Source organism: Natrinema longum (assembly GCF_017352095.1).
Classification (GTDB): domain Archaea; phylum Halobacteriota; class Halobacteria; order Halobacteriales; family Natrialbaceae; genus Natrinema; species Natrinema longum.
In genome coordinates, this window is record NZ_CP071463.1 from 1,085,797 (window position 1) to 1,108,354 (window position 22,558).

Genomic DNA, 22,558 nt, shown 5'->3' on the forward strand with positions numbered 1-22,558 from the left:
GGGGGCGTCCACGCTCAGACGGACACCTGTCGGCCAGTGCCGGCCCAGCCCCGATCCGCTGTGGCGGTGTGCCGGACCCATGACAGCCAAACCGTCTCAGCGTCGTTCGACGACGGTCCCCTCTTCACCAACCGCGACCGCCCGCTCGCCGGCAGTCCCGATCGAAACGGCCAGTAGCGGCTCCGGGACGCGCACGTCGACGACCGTCCAGCCGGCCGCCGCGGGGCGCTCGTAGATCGCGCCGTTGGCGTCGCAGGCGATCGTCTCTCCCTCACGGCGAGCGAGGCCACAGATGGCCTCCTCACCGACTCGTTCGGGCGTCCACGTCGACCCGCCGTAGCGGTGGACGATCCCGTCGTCCGCGCTCACGAGGCAGTCGCCCAGTCCAAGCGTCGCGGGGGTCTCGAGGGTCCCACTGGCGTCCCCCAGCCCGACGCGATCGAACGACTCGCCGCCGTCGGTCGTCTCGAAGACGGCGTCGTTCGTATCACAGCAGTAGCCGACCGACGCGTCCGCGAGGGCGATCCCGCTCAGACTCGAACCGCTGCCGGGTGTGACCGGCTCGTCCCACGAGCACTCGCCGTCCCCGTATCGACCGCGGAGTACCGCGCCGGAGCCGTTGATCAGCAGGACCGTCTCGTCGCCGCTTGGTCCCCCGACAGCGACGCCAAGCCAGTTGTCGGTGATCTCCGCAGGTGCCGTGTAGTCCGTGTGAAGCCCCGTCTCGGCCTCGAGTCGACCGACCGAACCGCTGTCGCCCGCGATCCAGACCGCTCGGCCGCCGTCGGTCGCGTCGACGCCGTTGAGTTCGTCGCCCTCGGCGGCCGGCCCGTCCGCGAGGGTGATCGACCACTCGAGGTCGGCCCCGTCACCGTCGGCAGGATCGCCGGTGAGGACCAGGCCGTCCTCGCCCACGGCGTGGACCGCGCCGCTCTCGGTCACGCAGACGTCACGGAGCGTCGCCTCGGTGGGAACGTCGACGAGACGCCAGCGGCGGGTGCGCTCGTCCTCGCTCGCCCGGTCGGCGTCGGTCTCGCCGCTCCCCACGACCTCGCCGCTGGCGTCGGCCTCAGCACTGCTCTCGGTCTGGCCGCCCCCGCTACTGGCGTGCTCGAGGGGTCCGGTCTCCCCGTCCCTCGTTCGCCCGGCAGCTGTCACGTCACGCGCTCGGTCGACCGTCGGTCCGTCAGCCTCCCGATCGGCGGTGGATCCGTCACCGTCTCGGTCGGCCGCGGGAGCAGCGTCTCGCTCCGCCGTGGACTCGCCGTCGGCTCGATCCGACCGACCCCGAACGTACAGAACGATCGGCGGAACGACGTAGGAGGCGAGTGCGAGGACGATGAACCCGCGATGGAAGATCGTCAGCGTTCCGAACGCGGTCAGGCCGGCCGTCGCGACCGCGTGGATCCACGTCTTCGTATAGCTGCGAAAAAACGAGACGAATCCGTCGCCGGAACGCGAGTGGGTGGCCATTGGTCGACTCCCGAGATTCGCATCACCCTATCGGAGTAGCGAGCAAAAACGTACTGCAGGCACGTCCGCCGGATCGGCCGATCGATCGCCACGCGCGAGTGTCCCGTGGCTCGTCGATCGACCGACGCCGTGCGATTCGCCGACTCGTTCGAACTCGAGCGAGACGAGTACCGCCGTCTCACCGCCGGTGCGTCTCGAGCGAGACGCTGAGTACGCCGTTGTTGTAGACCGCGGTTCGCTCGTCGCCGAAGACGAGGTCGGGAGGGAGAGGCGTGACGGTTCGTTCGGCGACGCCGTCGGGCCGGTCGACCGCGATCCGAAGGCGACGCGGGCCGACTTCGACCGTCACGTCGTCGATAGTCGCGGGAGCGACATCGACGGCGGCGCGAAACCGATCGGCCCGTCCCTCGTACACGAACTGCGTGGGAACGGGAAACGACGCTGCTTCCGAGGACGGCGGGACAGCCATGCATCCACGTTTCCACGACGAGTGGAAACTCCCCGGCTGGACAGTTGTACGTTTGATATGTGGTTTTCGTCGTCTTTCTCGCCGGGTTCGTTGCTCGCGAGCGCCGACGACCCCGTCGACCCCAATCGGTCGACTCCCTCACAGATATCCGAGATCGGCCAGTCGCTCCTTCGTTCCCTCCTGCATCTCCACCTCGCCCGACGCGCCGCTCTCGGCGAGGGGGTCGAATCGCTCCTCGAGTCGCCGCCGTAGCGCCCGGACCCGCACGGGCTCTTCCTCGCTGCGATCGGTGTGCTCGAACGGATCGGTCGGGACGTGGTGCAGGCGCTCGAAGCCGTCGTCGCCGCGGACGTACTTGTGCTCGCGCGTACGGACCGCCCGCAGCCGGCGGTCGAATTCTCTGACCCGGTCCGGAACCTCGCCGAACCGCGCCTCGAGACGCTCGATCGAGGGCTGAGGGGCGACGTACTCGGCGAAGACGGCCTCGCGTGGCTCCGCGTCCGACTCGGGGTGAAGCGACCGACTCGACCACTGGTCGCGTAGCTCGGGGTCGTCGATACCGGCGGTCTCGAGCAGCGTCGCGGGAAGATCGAGCAAGCTGACGAGCTCGTTGCGTGTGTCGCCGTCGGTAAAGGGGCCGCCGTGACAGACCAGCGGGACGTTGAGCAGCGTGTCGTAGAGGTTGTACTGGTGGCCGAAAAACCCGTGCTCGCCGACGTGCTCGCCGTGATCGCCACAGACGACGAACAGGGTGTCTTCCCACTCGTCGCGGGCCTCGAGCGTGGCCCGAAGCCGGCCGATCTGGTGATCGACGTAGGCGAGTTCGGCCCGGTAGAGCCCCCTGAGGAGGGCGAACTCGTGGTCGGAGATGTCGTAGTCGCCGCAGTCGTATGCGCGGGGATCCTGCCTGATAGCGGTCGCAGCCTCGTAACTGGCACCGTCGGGGAGGAACCGTTCGGCGTACGCCTTCGGCGGGTCGTACTGGACGTGGGGTTCGATGAAGTTACAGAACAGAAAGAACGGTTGGTCGTCGTCCCTGTCCGCGAGCCAGCCGTCGATCCAGGCCGTCGACCGGCTGGAACCGTCGTCCCCCGCCGGCTGGAACAGTTCGCTGTAGAGGATGTTCGCGGCGTTGACGATCGGATTCCCGTCGAAGAGTCGGCTGCGGGTCGCGACGAGTTTCTCCCGGAGATCCTCGCCGCGGACGACCGCACCCATGTCGGCGTCGGACTGGACGTACTGCCAGCCCTTGCGAAGGGTCTCGAATCCGCGATCGAAGCCGAACTCCTCGGTGATCCAGGTGTTGTTCGAGACGCCGACCGTCTCGAATCCCGCGTCGGCGAAGGCTTCGGGGACCGTCCGGAGGTCGTCGTCGAGATAGGTGTGCCCGCCGTGCGTGCCGTGTTCGGAGGAATAGGTACCGGTAAAAAACGACGCGTGAGAGGGCAGCGTCCAGGGCGCGGTCGCGAACGCGTTCTCGAACGCGGTTCCCTCCTCGGCGAGTCGCGTCAGCGTCGGCGTCGACCGTGTGCTGACGGGACGGGTACTCGAGCCGGTTCGGTCACGGGGGACAGATTGCAGTCCGACGTGATCGGGAGTCATCGGTCGGCCGTCCGCAAACCGCTGCACCCCGACGCTTTTCGCCCGGGCCGTATCGAGAACCACGAAAACGACGTTCCGCACAGTACGATGTGACTCGTCCTCACGTCCGTTAGCGTCAGACATGGATAGACTACTTCAACGGCAGACAGGGAAGGTCACCGGCCCGGAGTATGCAGGCCCTAATCGAAGCGCGCGCCGGTTTTCGCCGGAAAAACCGTCCGCGTCGACACTGACCGATATCGATCCGAGAACGGCGGTCGTCAGACGGACCGCTGGCAGTCAGTACCGGCGACCCCCGCGATCCGTCCGTGGGTGGGCCGGTCACTCGGGACAGCAGCCCGTCTCAGTCACCGGTTCGGGAACGGGTATTCATCTGCCAGTCCAACGTTCATCCGGCCGGCCCGCGTACGCTCCACGAGCGGACGCGAGTGGCCCGACCGGCAGCGAGACCGGACACCCGGTTTCCCAGTGCCGGCAGCCACCAGCACCGTCGCTCGGAGGGTTTTCGATGACACACCACGATCACGACGCGTCGACGGACGTCTCGATGGACGACCCCGCGGACCTCGAGGACGCCGCGGAACTGACCGAACCGGCCGGGCGAGTCGCACCAGCAGCGTCCGACGCGCTCGCGAGCGGGACGCTGGCGCTGCTCGGTGGCGGACTCCTGTTGGCAGCCGCCGTTCGGGCACTGGCCAGGAACCGACCACGTGCGATTCCGTTGGGGATCGCCGGCAGCGGACTGATGGGATTCGGGCTTCACAACCGTCGCTCGAGCGGCGAGTCCGCGGCCGACGACGGCGGGGACATCGAGAGCGGAACCGAGGGGAAAGAAACGTCGGACGAGGCCGCTGCCGCCGCCACCCGCGTCGATTCCGGTCGTGAATCCGAGATCGGACCCGACGGCGAGGTTTCGGCGGACCCGGGAGTCGACGACGCGGCGGAGTCGGGCTCTCGAGTCGAGTTCACGGACGACCCGGAAGCCGACGAGTCCCGATCGCGGCCGGATCTCGGCGAGGAGGAAACGGAACCCCGGCGCGAGACCGAGACCGACGACGTCGCGGTCGACGTCTCCGACACGGCGATGGCCGACGAGACCAGCGAGGCGACGGGGCCCGACCCCACACAGGCCCAGCCAACCCAGACCGCGGACACGGAACCCGAGGCGAGCCCCGCGGAGGACGCCTCGGAGAAGAAGGTCGAGCCGCCCGACGAGGGCGAGTCCGAGGCCGAAACGGACGAGGAAGACGCGACAAGGGCCGACGACTCCGACGAAAGCGACCGCTAATCCGTCAGCACGAGCACGGACCCGGGGGTCCCACCAGTCGTCGGTCGAGAGAGACGGGACGGCCGGTCCGATTCGTCTCGAGGGGCCGACTCGAGGAAGTCCCGTCAGCTACCGGTTCGATGGCTACTACGAAACTCTCGAGGGGTTTTCGACGTCGTAGCACTCGGTTAAAAGCCATGCCCAGAGCGAGTTGAGTTCACGGTCACGTAGAGACGGACAGGACGCCGAGTTGTGACTCGTTAGTAAACGAAAATCGAACATATTTGATAAGGTTATTACTACCGGAGAATCCTGATGAGAGTAGAGACCAGTATGGTTGGGCAGAATGTGAGTGTACCCGGGATATTCGATGGGATGACGGTCGGAATTACAGTACACGACCCAGAAACAGGAGAAATAATCGACATGAACGAGCGGGTAGAGCAATTGTACGGATACTCCAAGAGCGAACTTCGGACGATGTCTATCGAGGAGTATACTGCGCCCTCGTCGCAATTCACGAAAAAGGAGGCCGTCGACCGAATTCGGACTGCCGCTCGTGGCGATCCACAAACGTTTGAATGGAAAGTCAAACGGAAAAACGGAGAGTACCGGTGGATCAGCGTCCACCTGACACGAACGACGATTGGTGGAACGAAGTGTATTATCGCCGAAATCAACGATATTACCGAGTACAAAACCCGCGAACAACTGATTCAGCTCTTGAATCGTGTCATCCGTCACAATCTCCGGAACGATATGAATCTCCTCATCGGATACGCTGACAGGATCAAAACAGCCATCCAAAACGATCAACTGCAGGAGGAAGTGGACACTATTTTAAATATCGCATCGGAGGTCGGCACGCTCAGTGATTCGCTAGACCAGATCGAAAGAATCGTCGAACCTGGGACAACGGAGCGAGAACCCACGAATCTTCGGACGGTCGTCGAAACATGTGCTAGCGAAACGCTATCGGAAAACACAGCGGTCGACATCTCAGTTACCGGTCCGTCGGATATCTGGGTAACCGCCGACGAAGGATTACGGTACGCGATCGAGCATGGGATCGAGAACGCAGTCACCCATAACGATAGCGAGACGCCAACAGTGACGTTGACAGTAACCGAAGACCCGGAGAACGGGTTTGGTGTGGTACGAATCATGGATAATGGACCGCCGATTCCGGATATGGAAATCGAGGTGCTAGATGATGAGACGGTGATGAAAAGTACGTACCACGGCTCTGGCGTCGGGTTGTGGGTAATGAAGTGGTGCGTCGATTCGCTTGGCGGCGAACTCTCGTTCGAAGCGAAGACACCTCGCGGGAACGTCGTTCAGATCGCGCTGCCACAGACGGACCAGCCGCCAATAGAGTAGCCACTGAACGTCACTACACACCGAACGCGACAGGGCGGCGAGTAGTGTGGAACTCGTTTCAGAGCCTACTGCGACCCGGATAGCGATCGCTGCCGGAGACGCCGGACGCGCTCGGTGTGGTACAGTTCGGGGACCGGAACGAGCACCGCGACGGTCACGCCGAGTGCGCCGCTCCCGGCGAGAAGCGAGACGGGCCAGTAGTAGGCGGTGGCACCGACGAGGGAGACGATCACGAGTCCCGCGGCGACGGCCCTGACGGCGAGCCGGCGATCGGCTCGGATCGGCCCCTGGCCCGCGTCCAGCCCTCGAGCGAGGAGCGCGAGCTGCCAGCCCGCGAACGCGCCAAGCGACGCGCCAACGAGGAGAACCGCGTCGGGGTCCGTGCGGCTCGTCACGAGGGCAGCGGCGGCGATGCCGACTGCGAGACCGAACCCGAGCGTCCCGCGGTGGGTCGGATAGCGGTTCAGGAGCCCCCACGCGAGGAGGAGGAAGACGAGTCCGACGGCGACACCCGCGACGACGTCGACGAGGTAGTGGACGCCGAGACCGACTCGAGAGAGGGAGACGGCAGTCACGAGCCCGGCGGCACCGAGGAATCGCCGCCGACGCGTGCTGACGTCGCTGTACTCGGCCAGGCTCAGGTAGACGATCGTCGACATCAGGGCGTGGCCGCTCGGGAACCCGTAGCCGGTCGCCGTCGCAGTAGCTTCGTACAGCGGGTGGACGGCCGCCGGCAGCGCCTCGACCTCTACGAGGACGCGCTCCGGTCGCGGGAGCGCGAAGACGTGTTTCAGCGCCGTGATGAGCGAGAGGCCCGCCAGCAAGAGCCCGGCGACGGCGGCGATATCGTCCCGGTCGTCGGTTTCGATCCAGTAGAGCGTCCCGACGAGGACGCCCAGAAACCACACGTCGCCCAGCTGAGTCACCAGCCCGAGCACGACGACGGCCCACTCGGGAACGACCTCGCGGAACGCGTCGAACCAGCCGAGCCCTCGAGTCATACCCCATGCTAGGTCCGACGAGACACATAAACGATTCCGCTCGGCCGGGCGATCGGCCGTCGACCGGCCGGTAGCATCGTTCCACTGTCGACGAGAGTCTCGTTCGCTCGGGAAAACCCTCATTTCCGCGTCACCTGTAGGCTACTGGAACGCGCCATCGGTCGGCGTCGAGGGGACCCACATGAGTAACCCATCGGAACCCGAGCGCGAGCGCATTGATCCGGAGTACGACCACCGCCGCGAGGACGGCGTCGACGAGGGACAACTCGAGGCGCTCCTCGACGAGTACGCGATCGGACGGGACGACCACGAGAACGCGCCCGCCTTCGTGATCCGACCGAACGACGTCCAGGAGGTGGTCGCCCTCCTGCGCGACGAGGCGGGGTTCGACCACCTCTCGTGTCTCACGCCCCAGCAGTACGAGGATCGCTACGAGTCGCTCGTCCACATGACGAAGTACGACCGGCGGAGCCACGAGGTGACGTTGATCGTGCCCGTTCCGATCGACGAGCCCGTCTGTGAGTCCGCCGAACCCGTCTTCCGGACGGCCGACTGGCACGAGCGCGAGGCCTACGATCTCGTCGGGATCGAGTACGAGGAGCATCCCGACCTCCGTCGGATCCTCCTCCCCGAGCCGTGGCAGGGCCACCCGCTCGCGCTGGACTACGACCAGAACAAGCCACAGCTCGTCCATTACGCCGAACACGCGAACCCGCTCCAGGCCGACGGCCACGACGACGAGTCCGATACGATGCTCCTCAACATCGGTCCCCACCACCCGGCGACCCACGGCGTCCTCCACCTCGAGACGGTGCTGGACGGCGAGTCGGTCGCCGACGTCGAACCCGATATCGGCTATCTCCACCGTTGTGAGGAGCAGATGTGCCAGCAAGGGACCTATCGTCACCAGATCATCCCCTACTCGAACCGCTGGGATTACACGGCGAACTTGCCTAACGAGTGGGCGGTCGCCCGCGCGATCGAGGACGTCGCCGACATCGAGGTCCCCGAGTACGCACAGGTCCTGCGGACGATGGCGACCGAGTTCGGCCGCATGCTCGGCCACTTCCTCGCGGTCTCGACGTTCGCCTTGGACGTCTACGGCGACTTCACGGCCATCTTCCAATACGGCATGCGCGACCGCGAAGTCGTCCAGGACATCCTCGAGGACCTCACCGGCCAGCGGATGATGTTCTACTTCTTCCGGCTGGGCGGGGTCTGCTGGGACCTGCCCGAACCCCGCGAGGAGTTCGTCGAGAAGTGCCGCGATTTCCTCGACGAACTCCCCGCCAAGGTCGACGAGTACCACGACCTGCTGACCGGCAACGAGATCTTCCAGATCCGGACGATCGATACCGGAGTGCTCGAGCCAGCGGTCGCCAAGGACTACGGCTGTACGGGCCCCGTCGCCCGCGGGTCGGGCATCGACTACGACATCCGTCGGGACGACCCCTACGGCTACTACGAGAACCTCGAGTGGAACGTCGTGGTCGAGGACGGCTGTGACAACCACGCACGGGTCCTCGTTCGCCTCCGCGAGGTCGAGGAGTCCGCGAAGATCATCGAGCAGTGTCTCGACTTACTTGAGGAGTGGCCCGAGGACGAGCGGACGGTCCAGAGCAACGTCCCCCGAACGCTCAAACCGGACGCCGGAACCGAGACCTACCGCGCCGTCGAGAGTGCGAAGGGAGAACTCGGGATCTACATCCGTGCGGACGGGTCGAACTCGCCCGCCCGGTTCAAGATCCGGAGTCCGTGTTTCCATAACCTCTCGGCGCTCCCGGAGATGGCGGAAGGAGAGTACGTCGCCGATCTGATCGCGTCGCTTGGCAGTCTCGACATCGTGCTGGGGAGCGTCGATCGCTGATACTGTTGGACAGAACGACGTGAAGATCGGTCGCTCCGCTGCGGCCGTCGCTGGTGGGGACGGCCGCAAATTCGCGATCGACTTCGTATTGACTTCTGTCCGACAGTATGAGCCAGGGTGGTCGATCGCGGCTGCTGACCGGCCGAACGGTCGCGGGCGGGGGGTTCTCGAGTGGCTCCCGTGGGGAGACCAGTTCCGACGGTGAACGGCCACCCGTCGCGAGTAGGAGAAATATACTCCGCTATCTCCGACGGGAGAGACAACTGTTAACTGTCGCGTGTCCGGACTCGAAGGTATGTCGACGTCGATCAGTAGGTGGCCACGGGCCGGTGCCGTCAGGGCTCGCTGGGCAGCGCTCGAGCGCGACTGGAAGAGCGTGGTCGTCGGTGCAACGATCGTCACACTCCACAGCGTCTTCGGCGTGCCGATTCCCTGGTAATGGGCGTTCGCCGGCTGCTTCCGGGGTTCGTCGCTCTCTGTGTCGGTGCCGTGGTGGCCCGATCGCTCGCGCGCGTCGTCGGCGTCAATCACTTGCTCGTCGCCATCGCGTTGGGCGTCGTCGTCACGAACGCCGTCGGTTTCCCGGACGAACTCGAACCCGGCGTCGCGACGCACAAACTGTGGCTGGGGACCGGTATCGTCCTCATGGGGGCGTCGATATCGACCGCGACCGTCCTCGAGGTCGGTGGTCCCGTCTTCCTCGTCGTGATAGCGATCACCGGGAGCACGCTCGCCGTCGTCGAACTCCTCGCGCGAAACGTCTTCGGACTGTCCGAACGGCTAGGGACGCTACTCGCCGCCGGTGCGAGCATCTGTGGCGTCTCGGCGGTCGTCGCGGTCGCCGGTGCCGTCCGGGCACGGGAAGAGGAAGTCGCCTACGCGGCGGCGACGGTCCTGCTGTTCGATGCGATTACGATCGTCGTCTACCCGATCGTCGGCGACCTGCTCGACCTGTCCGGCGCGGTCTTCGGGACGTGGGCCGGGGTCAGCATGTTCTCGACCGGACCGGCCGTCGCAGTGGGCTTTGCCTACTCCGACGTGGCCGGCCAGTGGGCGACGATGACGAAACTCTCGCGAAACGCCCTGATCGGCGTCGTCGTCCTCGGATACGCGAGCTACTACGCGGGGAGCGGAGACGGAACCACCGCGTCCGTCCGAACCCTCTGGGCGGAGTTCCCGAAATTCGTGCTCGGCTTTCTCGCTCTCGCCGCGCTCTCGAGTCTCGGCGTCTTCTCGTCGGCCCAGCAGGCCTCGATCGAAAACGCGTACAACTGGCTGTTCCTGCTGGCGTTCGTCGGACTCGGAACCGAAATCCGCCTCGCCGACGTGCGGAATACCGGCGTCGTGCCCGCGTTCGTCGTGCTGCTGGCGTTGCTCGTCGGAAGCCTGCTCTCGTTGACGATCCTCTCGCTCCTGTTTTGAGTTCGTCGCCGGTCCGCTCGATCCGGTCTCGTGGGTCGACCCGAAGCGAAACGAGTCGTCGACGATACCGGTAATACTTTCGGCCCGTCCCGACCGAATCGCGCTCACCCGCGATCCAGAGCACGGAACTTACTTGACGATGAGTGCGCAACCAACCGGCATATGTCCAACGGAGAGTTCGAGGGATACGGCGGTCGGCACGTCCCAAAACCGCTTCGAGAGCCACTCGAGGAACTGGCGACGGCCTACGACGACGTCGCGAAGACCGAGTCGTTCCAGACCGAGTTACGGGGATTGCTCGAGGAGTTCGCCGGTCGACCGACGCCGCTGTACTACGCGCGCAACCTGAGCGAGCGTTACGACGCGGAGATCTACCTCAAGCGGGAGGATCTGCTCCACGGCGGGGCCCACAAGATCAACAACTGTCTCGGGCAGGCCCTGCTCGCGAAGCGGGCCGGTCGGGAGCGGCTGATCGCCGAAACGGGGGCCGGCCAGCACGGTACCGCGACCGCGATGGTCGGTGCCCTGCTCGACCTCGAGACGGAGATTTACATGGGGCGGAAAGACGTCGAACGCCAGGAGATGAACGTCTTCCGGATGCGACTCATGGGTGCCGAGGTCAACGAGGTCACCCGCGGTGACGAGGGCCTGGCCGACGCCGTCGACGCGGCGCTCGAGGACTTCGCCGAGAACGTCGACGACACCCACTATCTGGTGGGCAGCGTCGTCGGTCCCGACCCGTTCCCGCGGATGGTCCGGGACTTCCAGAGCGTCATCGGTCGCGAGGCCCGCGAGCAGATACAGGAGCGGACGGGCGACCTGCCCGACGCCGCCGTCGCCTGCGTCGGCGGCGGCTCGAACGCGATCGGCCTCTTCCACGCGTTCCGGGACGACCCCGTCGACTTCTACGGTGCCGAAGGCGGCGGCAAAGGATCGAACTCGAGTCGACACGCCGCCCCGCTCGCGAAGGGTACCGACGACGTCATCCACGGGATGAAAACGCGCGTCATCGACGACGACGTCGAGGTCTACTCCGTCTCCGCGGGGCTGGACTACCCCGGTGTCGGCCCCGAACACGCGATGTATCGGGCCGTCGGTCGCTGTGAGTATCAGGGCGTTACCGACGACGAGGCGCTCGCGGCCTTCCGCGAACTGAGCGAGACCGAGGGGATCATCCCCGCTCTCGAGTCCAGCCACGGGATCGCTCGAGCGATCCAACTCGCGGAGGACGGCGAGCACGACACCATCCTCGTGAATCTCTCGGGACGCGGCGACAAGGACATGGAGACCGCAGCCGCGAAGTTCGATCTCTGAGATCGTCGGATCGACCGGTTCCGAGAGCGATCGTCCGGGAGCCGGAACGTGAGAACGCGGTCACAGCTGTGTTCGAACGCGGTCCCGCAGTCGCGTCCCCTCGTCGGGATCGAGCCGATCGCGTGACAGCGACAGCGTCACGTCGTCGTCGGCAAAGCGCGGCACGAGATGGACGTGTGCGTGGTCGACGGTCCCGACCAGGGGACCGGAGGTATGAAAGACGCTGAAGCCGGTCGGCTCGAGCGCCGCCTTCAGTGCGTTCCCGACGGTCCGAACCGTCTCGAAGACCGCCATAGAGGTCGATTCGTCGGTCGTGACGAGTCCCTCTTCGTGGAGCGTGGGAACGACGAGGGTGTGTCCCGTCACGGCGGGGTTCTCGTCGAGAAACGCGACGGTTCGCTCGTCTTCGTAGAGAACGTGGGCCGGTCGCTCACCGGCGACGATCCGACAGAACTCACAGTCGTCCATAGCCGCCTTTTCTTGCGATCGAACATATAGGTAACCCTACTCGAAGCCGGCGCTGGATCGGCGTGACTATAGAAACCCGTACTCCGCCCGTAGCTTGCGGTAGTGCTCGAGATACCGGTCTGCCACCGCCGACCGGTCGTAGTCGGCGAAGGTATCGTCGTACTCGCGGTGTTCGAGGTCGCCCGCGGCGACGATCGCCTCGGCCAGTTCCGCCTCGCTGGTGGTCCGGAATCCCCGATCCCACCCCTCGACGAGTTCGTGGGCACTCGAGTTCGTGTGGTACTCGACGATGCCGACACAGCCCGCCGCGATCGCCCACAGCATCTCCGTTGGGAAGACGCAGTGGTCGGCCGTCTGGACGAAGACGTGGGCCCCGCGATACGCCGCGACCCGTTCCTCGAGATCGAGGTCGCCGACGAACGTCACGCGATCCGCGATCCGGAGGTCGCTCGCGAGTTCCTCGTAGGCGTCCCGTTCGGGGCCGTCGCCGACGACCGTCGCCTCCCACTCGCGGTCGCGGTGTTCGGCGAGGGCCAACAGCAGGCTCTCGAGGTTGGCACCCTCGTCGAGCCGTCGGGCGTAGATCACGTCGACCGCGTCGCCGGGCTCCACGTCTCGTATTCGGTCGCAGTCGATCGGATTCGGAACGGTCTCGACGACGTCGCCATCGGCCCCGAGTTCGCGGATCCACGTCCCGACGAGCTCCGAGGGAGTGACGATCCGATCCGGTCGCCCGGTCGCGAACCGCGTCCACCGCGTCTCGGTCACGCCGCCGTCGCCGTACCACTCGAGGACGAGGGGCACTCGAGCGAGCGTCGCGCCCCAGCTGGCCGCGAGAACTTGACTCGGCGGGCGTGCGCCGACGTGGACCACGTCCGGGCCCGCAGCTGCCAGGACGAACGGGAGTCGACAGAGAAACGAACTCCGGGCTTCTGGGCCGGTCGAAACCGCGTGATAGGTGATTTCGCCGTCTTCGAACGTGGTCTCCTCGCCGGCCCAGAACCCGCTACAGTACCAGTGGACGTCGTGGCCGCGTTCCGCCAGCAACTCGAGAACGGTCCGGAACCGCTGGTTCGTCTCAGTATCGTGGTGGTGATCCGTCTTCAACGAGACGAACGCGACGCGCATACTCGGCCGCCACGCAGTCGTGGGCTATAAAATCACTTTTTTCTCGCAGCGTGCCGGCGCAACGTCGTCGTCGCCTCGTGACGAGTGCCCTCGTTCAGTCGTCGGTCGCGTCGTCGAGACCGCGCTCCTCGAGGAACGAATCGACGCCATCGAAAACGCTATCGTCGGTATCGTCCGAGTCGGCATCGGATTCGCCGTCGGTAGTGCCTTCGTCATCCTCGCCGTCATCCGGTTCGCCGTCGTCCTCGTCCGGTCCATCCTCGCCGTCATCCGGTTCGTCGTCGCCCTCGTCCGATCCATTCTCGCCGTCATCCGGTTCGTCGTCGCCCTCGTCCGGTCCATCCTCGCCCTCATCCGTGCCGAACGGATCGTCGTCCGTTTCCTCGTCGCTCCCCTCGGACTCGTCTCCGTCCGTGTCGTCGTCAGCGTCCTCCTCATCGTCGGTATCGAACGGGAACCCACCGTCGCTCTCGGATTCGTCGGCCGGCCCGTCGTCAGTGCTCTCGGTTTCGTTTCCGGCGGTCGAATTCGCGTCCGATTCGTTGCTCCCGGGAGCGACACCATCGTCTCCGGAGCCGTCACCAGCCGTCGTCTCGAGCGGTTCGGCGTCACTCTCGGTCTCGGGCTCGTCGAGCGAGTCGGCCACGAACAGTTCCGGACCGACGGCCACAACGGTTAGCCCGAAGACCGCGAGGATGAGGACGGTCGTCACGAGGACGGTCCCGACCGAGGACGCGTCGGTTTCGCCTTCCATTGACCGTCCCTGCCAGATTCGGTCGCTTTGTTAAGCACAGCCATCGCCGACCGTGCCGTTCCGACGACGGGGCTACGACTCGCCTCCGCTCGAGTCCCGAGACGGACGGCCGATCGGGCGTAACCGGCACCTACTCGCCTCCACGCACCCCACTGGCGACCGAAACGACTACGCCGTCGAGTCCGTACGGCTCTGGCATGAGCAGCTACGACATCGAGCGCTATCTGAACGTTCGGAGCGCGTACGGCGCTTCCTTTGGCCCCGACGGTGAGCGGCTCTCCTTCCTGATGGATACGACCGGCACCGCACAGGTCTGGACCCTCGAGTCGGCCCGTGCCTGGCCCGAGCAGCGGACCTTCTACGACGAACGGGTGACCTTCGCCTCGTGGTCGCCCGAGCGGCCGGAACTGATCTTCGGGATGGACGAGGGCGGCAACGAGCGCGCACAGCTGTTCCGCCTCGACGCCGAAACGGGCGAGATCGAGAACGTAACGACGATGCCCACGGCCAAACACCGGTGGGGCGGCTGGAGCCACGACGGCGAGCGGTTCGCCTTCACCTCGAACCGTCGCGACGAGTCCGTCTTCGACGTCTACGTGCAGGGTCGCGACGAGACGGGAGACGACGCACGGCTCGTCTACGAGGGCGACGGCTGGCTCTCGCTGTCGGGCTGGAGGCCCGACGACTCCCGGCTGCTCGTCTCGCAGGCGTACTCCAACTTCGATCAGGACCTGTACGTGCTCGACCTCGCAGCCGACGAGGGTAACCTCGAGCATCTCACGCCCCACGAGGGCGACGTCCGCTATCAGAGCGCAAGCTGGGCTCCCGACGGCACGGGGATCTATCTGGTCACCGACGACGGCGAGGCCGACACGCTGTATCTGGCCTATCTCGACCTCGAGAGCGGCGACCTCGAGACCGTAATCGACGGCGATGGCTGGAACGTCGACGGGATCGCACTCGACGACGAGACCGGGCGGTTCGTCTACTCGCGAAACGTCGAGGGCTACACCGATCTGACCGTCGGGGAGTTCGATCCCGACGACCCCACGTCGTTCGAGACGTTCCCCGAACCGGACCTGCCGGGCGGGGTCTCCGGCGGCGTGAGTTTCGACCCCGACGCCGAACGGTTCGCCCTCTCGACGACCGGCGACACGGTCAACACGAACGTCTTCGTGGTCGACATCGAGACGGGCGCAACCGAGCGCTGGACGGACGCGCCGACTGCGGGCATCCCCCGCGAATCGTTCGACGGCTCCGATCTCGTCACCGTCGAGAGCTTTGACGGACTCGATGTGCCGGGCTTTCTCACCCTCCCGGACGAGTATACCGAGGGCGAGACGCCCGTCATCGTCGACATCCACGGCGGCCCCGAGAGCCAGCGCCGCCCCTCGTTCTCGAGCGTCAAGCAGTACTTCCTCGACCGGGGCTACGCCTACTTCGAACCCAACGTCCGGGGCTCGTCGGGCTACGGCGCGGACTACGCGGCGCTGGACGACGTCGAGAACCGGATGGACTCGGTGGCGGATATCGAATCCTGCGTCGAGTGGCTGCGGGACCACCCCGCGATCGATCCCGACCGGATCGCCGCCAAGGGCGGCTCCTACGGCGGGTTCATGGTGCTTGCCGCGCTGACCGAGTACCCCGATCTGTGGGCCGCCGGCATCGACGTCGTCGGCATCGCCAACTTCGTCACCTTCCTCGAGAACACGGGCGACTGGCGGCGCGAGTTGCGAGAAGCCGAGTACGGGAGCCTCGCCGAGGACCGCGAGTTCCTCGAAGACGTTTCACCGATCAATAACGTCGAGAACATCGAGGCACCGCTGTTCGTCCTCCACGGCGAGAACGACCCCCGTGTCCCGGTCGGCGAAGCCGAACAGATCGCCGAGAAAGCGGCCGAGCAAGGCGTCCCCATGCGGAAACTGATCTTCGAGGACGAGGGCCATGGCTTCTCGAAACTCGAGAACCGCATCGAGGCGTACTCCGCGATCGCGGATTTCCTCGACGAGCACGTTTGATCGACCGCCGATCGACGAACTAGTTAGTTGAATAACTACAAAAAGTATACATGAAGGGGTCGTGGAGTGTCGGGTATGGCCGCCATTCAGACGACCGGACTCACCAAGCGCTACGGCGAGTCCGTCCTCGCTGTCGACGACCTCGATCTCACCGTCGAGAACGGCGAAGTGTTCGGCTTTCTGGGCCCGAACGGGGCCGGGAAGTCGACGACGATCAACATGCTTCTCGATTTCGTCCGGCCGACCCACGGGACTGCATCGGTGCTCGAACTCGACGTACAGGCCGATACCGACGAGATTCGCCACCGTATCGGCGTCCTCCCCGAAGGAGCGAGCGTCTACGATCGACTCACCGCACGCGAACACCTCCAGTGGGTCATCGACACGAAAGGTGCCGACGACGACCCCGACGCCCTCCTCGAGCGGGTCGGCCTCGCCGGCGACGGTGATCGCGCTGCCGGGGGATACTCGAAGGGGATGACCCAGCGGCTTGGCTTTGGCATGGCGCTGGTCGGCGATCCCGACCTGCTGATCCTCGACGAACCCTCTTCGGGGCTGGATCCGACAGGAATGCAGGAGATGCGCGAGATCATCACCGAGGAGGCCGATCGCGGAACGTCCGTCTTCTTCTCGAGTCACATCCTCGGGGAGGTCGAAGCGATCTGTGACCGCATCGGCATCATGAACGAGGGGCGACTGGTCGCGACCGGCACGCCCGACGACCTCCAGGGCGAACTGGATCTCGGCGCACCGATCACGCTCGAGGTCGAGGCCGTTCCCGACGGCCTCGAGCTGGAGCGACTCGAGGGGGTTCGATCGGTCAGCGTCGATGGAACGACGATCACCGCGACCTGTGCCGATCCCGCGGTCAAGGTCGACGTCGTCGAACGCGTCGCATCGGCGACTGCCGTCCGCGACATCGTCTCCGAGGACGTCTCGCTCGAGCAACTGTTCAACACGTACACGAACGGCGAGCGCGAGGAGACGGTCCCGGCCCCGGAGGTGACGGCATGAGCACGCTCGACGTCGCGCGGAAGGACTTCCTCGACGTCCGGCGATCCAAGATCGTCTGGTTCGTCGCCGGGCTCTATGCCTTCTTCATGATACTGATGATCTACTTCGGGCAAACCAACGTGTCGAACCCCGACATCAAGACCCCGCTGCGGAACCTCACCGGCATCGGTGCGATGTTCATTCCGCTGATCGCCCTCGTCTCGGCGTATCTGGCGATCGCCGGCGAACGCGAGTCCGGCGGCATCAAGTACCTCCTGTCGATTCCGAACAGCCGCCGGGACGTCGTTTTCGGCAAGTATCTGACCCGGGCGGCGGTCGTCACGATCTCGATCCTCGCCGCGTTCCTCCTCAGCGCCGGGCTCGCAGTCCGCTGGTACTCATCACTCGAGATCGGGACCTTCGTCGGGGTCGCGGTACTGACCGTCCTCTACGCGCTGACGTACGTCGCCGTCGCGATCGGTATCTCGGCCGCGACGGCGTCCCGGTCGCGCGCAATGGGGGGTGCGATCGGCTTCTTCTTCGTGACGAACGTCTTGAACCTGTTTGGCCCACTTCGCCTCGCGATCAACTACGTGCTCAACGACCTCGCGGGCCTCGATATCGCCGGCAACCAGATCATGTTCGTTCAGTCGGTGCTCAGTCCGACAGCCTCGTACGTCAACGCCACCAATTTGGTCTTTCCCGACAGTTTCCGTGCCGTTCAATCGGACGTGCCGTGGTTCCTCGAGGGAGAGATGATGGTCGCCATCCTGCTTGGCTGGATCGTCGTCCCGATGGTACTCGGTCTCTGGCGGTTCGAGCGGGCCGACCTGAGCTGAGACCCCGACGGTGATTCAATCGATGACGCCGGTTTTCGTCGCCACGTCTCGAGCGGCCCGCTCGTTCATCCCGTCGCCGAGGATCGTGTAGCGGTCGCGGATCCGGTGGCAGGTCGTCAAGGCCTCCACTACGGTCTCGTCGTCGATTCCCAGTTCCGCCGCGGTCGTCGGCGCGTCGATACTCGCCAGTGCGTCCCGAATGTCGCGCCAGATACCGCGGTCGCCCCCGTGGAGGTAGGCGGTCATGATCGAGCCGACGCCGACCTGGTGGCCGTGGAGGGCCGTTCCGGGTGCTAAGCGGTCGAGTTGATGCGAGAAGAGGTGTTCGGCACCGCTGGCCGGTCGAGAGGATCCCGCGATGCTCATCGCGACGCCGGAGGACATCAGCGCCTTGGTCACGACCCAGGCCGATTCCTCGAGCCCCGGTCGGATGAGGTCGGCGTTGTCGACGAGGATTTCGGCGGTCATCTCCGAGAGCGCGGCGGCGTACTCGGAGTACTCGACGTCTTTCAATCGCTGGGCGAGTCGCCAGTCCATGACGGCAGTGTAGTTCGAAATGATGTCGGCACAGCCGGCGGTCGTCAGCTCCCAGGGGGCGTCGGCGAGGATTCCGGTGTCGGCGACGACCGCCAGCGGCGGTTCCGCGGCGACGCTGTGACGGGAATCCCCGTCCGGAACCGAGCCGCGATTGCTGACGATCCCGTCGTGGCTCGCCGCCGTCGGCACCGAGAGAAACCCCATATCGAGGTGGTGGCTGGCCATCTTCGCGATGTCGATTGCCTTCCCACCGCCGATGCCGACGAGGTAGGAGACTGCCTCGGCCTCGGCGACCTCGATCACCCGTTCGACGGCGTCGAAGGTCGCTTTCTCGATCGTGACGATCGCTGGGTCGATCCCCGCGGCTTCGAAGTCGGCCGCGATGGGGTCGGCAGCGACGGTTCGGGGCGTCGGACTCGTGACGAACAGCGGCCGCCCCTGTAAGTGGAGATCGTCGACTACGTCGACGACCTCGCTGCGAACGCCGTGGCCGACCACGACGTTTCGCGGGAGACGGATCCACGTCGACTTCTCGAACATACCGGACCTGACACACCCCCGGGACATGTGTTTTTCCTCGTCGGCGCGTCGATCGACGCGAACCCGCCGTGATCGGTCCCGATGTGATCGACGCGATCGATACCCGAGCGCGTCGCTGAGCCGTCCGCTTCCGCCGTGGTGAATGCGATAGGTTATAAAATTTCCAACTGTATCCGGCGAATATGATCGCGGCAGTCGCGTTCTGGCTCGGCTTGCTCGTCGTCGGCCACCTCGCGGGCCGACTGTACGGCTCGTACACGATGGGCCGCAGCCATGGCGACGATCATCGATCGCGCGGGACGTACCGATTGCTGTCCCTCGTCGGCCTCACGGCCGTCGTCGGCCTCACACTAGCCGGCCTCGTCGACGCAACCGAGACGGCCCTCTCGTCGATCCATCCGGCGCTGGCCGGTAGACTGGCGGCTCCCCTCGCCTGGGTCCCGACGGCGATCGGAACGATCGTCGCGGTCCTCGTCACGTACCTCGGCGTCTTTCCGTACGCCCGCGAGCGGCGCGGCCTCGAGATATCGGCTGCAACTGCGGTCGGTCGTCTCGCAAAGTACCTCGTCGCGATGGCGGTGCTCTGTCTCGGTACGATCGCCCCGCTGATCGTCCTCTTCAGGCTATCGGATCCGAGTCCGTTCCTGATTCCGATCCTGTTCGCCGCGCTCCTGGTCTGGGTCTACGTCTGGTCACAGTACAGCGTGCAACTCTCACAGAAGCTCGTCGAGCCGACGGCCGACCAGCGACGACGACTCGAGGCCGCCGCCGACCGGGCCGACCTGACGGCACCGCTCGCGGGCGTCGTTCCCGGCGAGGAGACCGAAACGGCCGACCTCTACCTCGGGGGATCGTTCCGGAACCGGCGGTTGTACGCCACCGACCACGCGTTCGACGCCCTCGACGACGGCGAACTGACGGCACTGTGTACACGGGCGAACGCGGCCGACGACCTCCGACTCCTCGAGCGCCGAGCACTCGTCGTGTCCCTGCTGTTCGGAGTGGTCCTGACCCTGACCGTCTGGCGATCGATGCTCGTCGCGCTCCTCGCGCTGGCCATCGTCTGGCCGCTCCTGTCCTGGCACCTCCAGCGCTGTGAGTTCGCTGCTGACCGTCGCGCCGCTCAGTCGGTCGGTGCCGACGATCTCGCGAGCGCGTACGAGGCCACCGCGGATCTGGCCGACGATCGCGGACGACTCCACGAACGGCTCGCGTCGAGGCCGTCGACGGCGCGACGGCTCGAGCGCCTTCGCGATACCTGATCAGAGCGTTTCGAGGATCCCGAGGACGCGCTCTTCGGCCTCGCGGTCCGGTCCGTTCTCGTTCCCGTCCCGGTCGCTCTCGAGATGGTCGTCGACCGCCCGCTCCATCGCCTCCTCGAGCGGCGTCGATTCCCAGCCCAGCGCGGCGAGTTTCGCCGTCGAGAGGACGTGGGGATACTCCCGATAGAGGGGGTAGTCGTCGAGTTCGATCTCGCCGGCCGCGAGCTCTCGCGGACCGGCGTGGACGACGTCGACCGTGGTGGCGAGCGACTCGGCGATCAACTCGACCATCTCCTCGAGCGTGACCAGCCGCCGGTCGCCGACGTTGTAGGCCTCGCCGGCCACACCCTGTTCGGCGACGATCCGCAGCGCGCTGGCGACGTCGTCGACGTACACGCGGTGCCAGACGTTCGTCCCGTCGCCGGGGACCACGACGCGGTCGAACCGGTTCACGCGGTCGATCCACCAGTCCAGGCGCTCGGTGTAGTCGTGAGGACCGTAGACGATCGGCGGTCGGACCGCCATGGCACGGACCCCGTCCTCGGCTGCCGCGAACACCGCTCGATCACACTCGGCTTTGCGATTGCCGTAGGTTTCGGCGGAGTCGTCGGTCGCCTGCTCGGCCGTACAGGGCTCGAGTGGCGTCTCGGTTTCCCGTTTTGGGATCTCCTCGCGACCGTACGCGGCTCCGCTCGAGACGGAGACGTAGCTCTCACACTCCCCGAAGATCCTGGTCGCGGCGCGGACGTCCTTGGGGTAGTAGGCCACGCAGTCGAAGACGGCGTCGGGATCGACCGTCGTCGCAGCTGCTTCGAGTGCCGTGTCGTTCGTCCGATCGCCCTCGACGTGGTCGACGCGGTCGTCGTCCGCGAAGGGGTCGTCGTGGGTCCCCCGATTGAAGATCGTCACGTCGTACTCGTGGTCGAGCAGATCGTCGACGAGGTGGCGGCCGATAAAGCGAGTGCCGCCGATAACGAGTGCGCTGTCCATACGTAACCGACAGCCCTCGGGGGGAAAACTGTGGCGAACCGACGGATCACGATCGACGACGAGTCGGCGGCCAAACCGGCCACCGGCTCGCGAGGTGGTCGCGGTCGGGTCGCGTCCCAGGAGCCACACCGTTCAGGGGAGGGTTCTTTGATGCCGTTCCTCGTAGACGGGGTCGGTATGTCAACGCAGCTCTGGACGGATCGCACTGCCGAGTATCCACTCGAGTGCGACCACTGTCAGTATCCGATTCCGGGCGACCCCGAAGCGAGCGACGAGGGCCGATACTGTTCGGTCGCCTGCCGCGACGCCGCCGACGAGTCGACGATGGCCGATCCCGACGCCTACAAGCGGATCCGCAGCGGCGTCGAACCCCTGGACTCGCTGCTCCCGAACGGCATCCCGGCCGACTCGTTGCTCTTGCTCTCGGGTGAGGAGGGGACCCGTCGCGCCGAACTGGGGATCGAACTCGCCTGGCGCGCCCTCGAGCGGGGCGAGCCCGCCGTCGTCGTTTCCGTCGCGAATCCGCCGACGGCGACGCTCGAGCGGTTCTACGCGAACGGCTGGAACGTCCTGCCGGCGCTGGAAAACGACCGACTGCGGATCATCGACTGTTTCACGTATCGACTCGACGACCCCGAGGACTTCCTCGAGAAGCGAAACGACTGGTCGGCGTTCCTCGGCGAGGCCGCCGCCGACGCCATCGTCGACGTGCGCGATCCGAGCGACCGTCACGAGGTGGCGAACAGCCTGTACGGCGCGCTCGACGACCTCGAGATGACCGAAACCGGGCTGGTCACGATCGACTCGCTGGACGAACTCGAGTCGTTGCTCCAGGGGCAACTGGTCCGGGACTTCGTCACGGAGATCCGAGCGACGGTCTCCAAGGCCCGGTTCGTCCCGATCGTCGCCGCCGCGACGGCGGCGGACGAGGACGCTCCCGCGGAGTACGTCTTCGACGGCATCGTCGATCTCCGGCTGACCGATCAGTTGACCCCGTCGGCTCGGCTCAAACAGCTCGCCGTTCGCAAACTGGTCGGAGCGCAGTTCCTCCCGCAGTGGGTCACCTACGAGCACGAACCCGCCCGCGGGTTGTTCGCGTTCGGACCGAATACGGACGCCCGACAGGTCTACGATCTCGGAACCGATCCGTCACGGCCGAACCGTCCGCGCTAGTGGTCCACGCCTGCATTGCAGGCCGCGGGCGGAACCACCCCGTTTTTGTCGCCGCTCTCCC

At 65.8% G+C, this 22,558-nt stretch carries 20 protein-coding genes; 11 read left to right on the forward strand and 9 right to left on the reverse strand.

Annotation, left to right across the window (positions count from 1 at the left end; genetic code table 11):
* Positions 1–96: 96 nt before the first annotated feature.
* The 3 genes from J0X27_RS05450 to J0X27_RS05460 all read right to left on the reverse strand — a co-directional run bounded on the left by J0X27_RS05450 (position 97) and on the right by J0X27_RS05460 (position 3,667).
* The gene (locus tag J0X27_RS05450) at positions 97–1,473 is read right to left on the reverse strand and encodes a beta propeller repeat protein (protein WP_207271391.1); all 1,377 of its coding nucleotides are present in this window, start codon (positions 1,471–1,473) and stop codon (positions 97–99) included.
* Positions 1,474–1,651: 178 nt separating this feature from the next.
* The gene (locus tag J0X27_RS05455) at positions 1,652–1,942 is read right to left on the reverse strand and encodes an Hsp20/alpha crystallin family protein (protein WP_207271392.1); all 291 of its coding nucleotides are present in this window, start codon (positions 1,940–1,942) and stop codon (positions 1,652–1,654) included.
* A 138-nt stretch (positions 1,943–2,080) separates the two neighbouring features.
* The gene (locus J0X27_RS05460; protein ID WP_207271393.1) at positions 2,081–3,667 is read right to left on the reverse strand and encodes a sulfatase; all 1,587 of its coding nucleotides are present in this window, start codon (positions 3,665–3,667) and stop codon (positions 2,081–2,083) included.
* Positions 3,668–4,052: 385 nt separating this feature from the next.
* On the opposite strand from J0X27_RS05460, the gene J0X27_RS05465 reads away from it, so the two are divergent.
* Both J0X27_RS05465 and J0X27_RS05470 read left to right on the forward strand, forming a co-directional pair.
* On the forward strand, positions 4,053–4,832 hold the full coding sequence (locus tag J0X27_RS05465; protein ID WP_207271394.1) for a prolipoprotein diacylglyceryl transferase: 780 nt from the start codon (positions 4,053–4,055) through the stop codon (positions 4,830–4,832).
* A 294-nt stretch (positions 4,833–5,126) separates the two neighbouring features.
* Positions 5,127–6,191, forward strand: coding sequence for a PAS domain S-box protein (locus tag J0X27_RS05470; RefSeq protein WP_224214651.1), 1,065 nt, complete (start codon positions 5,127–5,129; stop codon positions 6,189–6,191).
* Positions 6,192–6,256: 65 nt separating this feature from the next.
* Here J0X27_RS05470 and J0X27_RS05475 read toward each other — a convergent pair whose 3' ends face one another.
* Positions 6,257–7,192 (reverse strand): phosphatase PAP2 family protein, encoded by a 936-nt coding sequence (locus J0X27_RS05475; protein WP_207271395.1) that lies wholly within the window; start codon positions 7,190–7,192, stop codon positions 6,257–6,259.
* A 181-nt stretch (positions 7,193–7,373) separates the two neighbouring features.
* Between J0X27_RS05475 and J0X27_RS05480 the strand changes: the two genes are divergently transcribed.
* The 4 genes from J0X27_RS05480 to trpB all read left to right on the forward strand — a co-directional run bounded on the left by J0X27_RS05480 (position 7,374) and on the right by trpB (position 11,795).
* Positions 7,374–9,059 carry an NADH-quinone oxidoreductase subunit D gene (locus tag J0X27_RS05480; RefSeq protein ID WP_207271396.1) on the forward strand — a complete coding sequence of 562 codons (1,686 nt, stop codon included), beginning with the start codon at positions 7,374–7,376 and terminating at the stop codon, positions 9,057–9,059.
* 295 nt (positions 9,060–9,354) lie between these two features.
* Positions 9,355–9,498: a hypothetical protein gene (locus J0X27_RS05485; protein ID WP_207271397.1), complete on the forward strand. Its 144-nt coding sequence runs from the start codon at positions 9,355–9,357 to the stop codon at positions 9,496–9,498.
* Positions 9,498–10,481 carry a YeiH family protein gene (locus J0X27_RS05490; protein ID WP_207271398.1) on the forward strand — a complete coding sequence of 328 codons (984 nt, stop codon included), beginning with the start codon at positions 9,498–9,500 and terminating at the stop codon, positions 10,479–10,481. Before J0X27_RS05485 ends, J0X27_RS05490 begins: the two co-directional genes overlap by 1 nt.
* Positions 10,482–10,643: 162 nt before the next feature.
* Entirely contained in the window at positions 10,644–11,795 is a 1,152-nt protein-coding gene (gene trpB / locus J0X27_RS05495; protein WP_207271399.1) for a tryptophan synthase subunit beta, read from the forward strand.
* A 60-nt stretch (positions 11,796–11,855) separates the two neighbouring features.
* Here trpB and J0X27_RS05500 read toward each other — a convergent pair whose 3' ends face one another.
* From J0X27_RS05500 to J0X27_RS05510, 3 genes are all read right to left on the reverse strand, one after another.
* Positions 11,856–12,263, reverse strand: a complete 408-nt coding sequence (locus J0X27_RS05500) for an HIT family protein (protein WP_207271400.1) — start codon at positions 12,261–12,263, stop codon at positions 11,856–11,858.
* Between the two features lie 66 nt (positions 12,264–12,329).
* Positions 12,330–13,391, reverse strand: a complete 1,062-nt coding sequence (locus tag J0X27_RS05505; protein ID WP_207271401.1) for a glycosyltransferase family 4 protein — start codon at positions 13,389–13,391, stop codon at positions 12,330–12,332.
* A gap of 94 nt (positions 13,392–13,485) precedes the next feature.
* Positions 13,486–14,145 carry a hypothetical protein gene (locus J0X27_RS05510; protein ID WP_207271402.1) on the reverse strand — a complete coding sequence of 220 codons (660 nt, stop codon included), beginning with the start codon at positions 14,143–14,145 and terminating at the stop codon, positions 13,486–13,488.
* 197 nt (positions 14,146–14,342) lie between these two features.
* Here J0X27_RS05510 and J0X27_RS05515 point away from each other — a divergent pair, with 197 nt between their 5' ends.
* The 3 genes from J0X27_RS05515 (at position 14,343) to J0X27_RS05525 (ending at position 17,995) form a co-directional block, all read left to right on the forward strand.
* The gene (locus J0X27_RS05515) at positions 14,343–16,163 is read left to right on the forward strand and encodes a S9 family peptidase (RefSeq protein ID WP_207271403.1); all 1,821 of its coding nucleotides are present in this window, start codon (positions 14,343–14,345) and stop codon (positions 16,161–16,163) included.
* Positions 16,164–16,238: 75 nt separating this feature from the next.
* Positions 16,239–17,177 carry an ABC transporter ATP-binding protein gene (locus tag J0X27_RS05520; RefSeq protein ID WP_207271404.1) on the forward strand — a complete coding sequence of 313 codons (939 nt, stop codon included), beginning with the start codon at positions 16,239–16,241 and terminating at the stop codon, positions 17,175–17,177.
* Positions 17,174–17,995 carry an ABC transporter permease subunit gene (locus J0X27_RS05525; protein WP_207271405.1) on the forward strand — a complete coding sequence of 274 codons (822 nt, stop codon included), beginning with the start codon at positions 17,174–17,176 and terminating at the stop codon, positions 17,993–17,995. Before J0X27_RS05520 ends, J0X27_RS05525 begins: the two co-directional genes overlap by 4 nt.
* Before the next feature lie 15 nt (positions 17,996–18,010).
* On the opposite strand, the gene J0X27_RS05530 is transcribed toward J0X27_RS05525, so the two are convergent.
* Positions 18,011–19,072 (reverse strand): NAD(P)-dependent glycerol-1-phosphate dehydrogenase, encoded by a 1,062-nt coding sequence (locus J0X27_RS05530; protein ID WP_207271406.1) that lies wholly within the window; start codon positions 19,070–19,072, stop codon positions 18,011–18,013.
* A gap of 182 nt (positions 19,073–19,254) precedes the next feature.
* On the opposite strand from J0X27_RS05530, the gene J0X27_RS05535 reads away from it, so the two are divergent.
* Positions 19,255–20,334, forward strand: coding sequence for a M48 family metalloprotease (locus tag J0X27_RS05535; RefSeq protein WP_207271407.1), 1,080 nt, complete (start codon positions 19,255–19,257; stop codon positions 20,332–20,334).
* On the opposite strand, the gene J0X27_RS05540 is transcribed toward J0X27_RS05535, so the two are convergent.
* A complete protein-coding gene (locus J0X27_RS05540) occupies positions 20,335–21,324 on the reverse strand; it encodes an NAD-dependent epimerase/dehydratase family protein (RefSeq protein WP_207271408.1) in 990 nt (329 codons plus the stop codon).
* Between the two features lie 177 nt (positions 21,325–21,501).
* On the opposite strand from J0X27_RS05540, the gene J0X27_RS05545 reads away from it, so the two are divergent.
* Positions 21,502–22,497 carry an RAD55 family ATPase gene (locus J0X27_RS05545; protein ID WP_207271409.1) on the forward strand — a complete coding sequence of 332 codons (996 nt, stop codon included), beginning with the start codon at positions 21,502–21,504 and terminating at the stop codon, positions 22,495–22,497.
* The last annotated feature ends 61 nt before the right edge of the window (positions 22,498–22,558 follow it).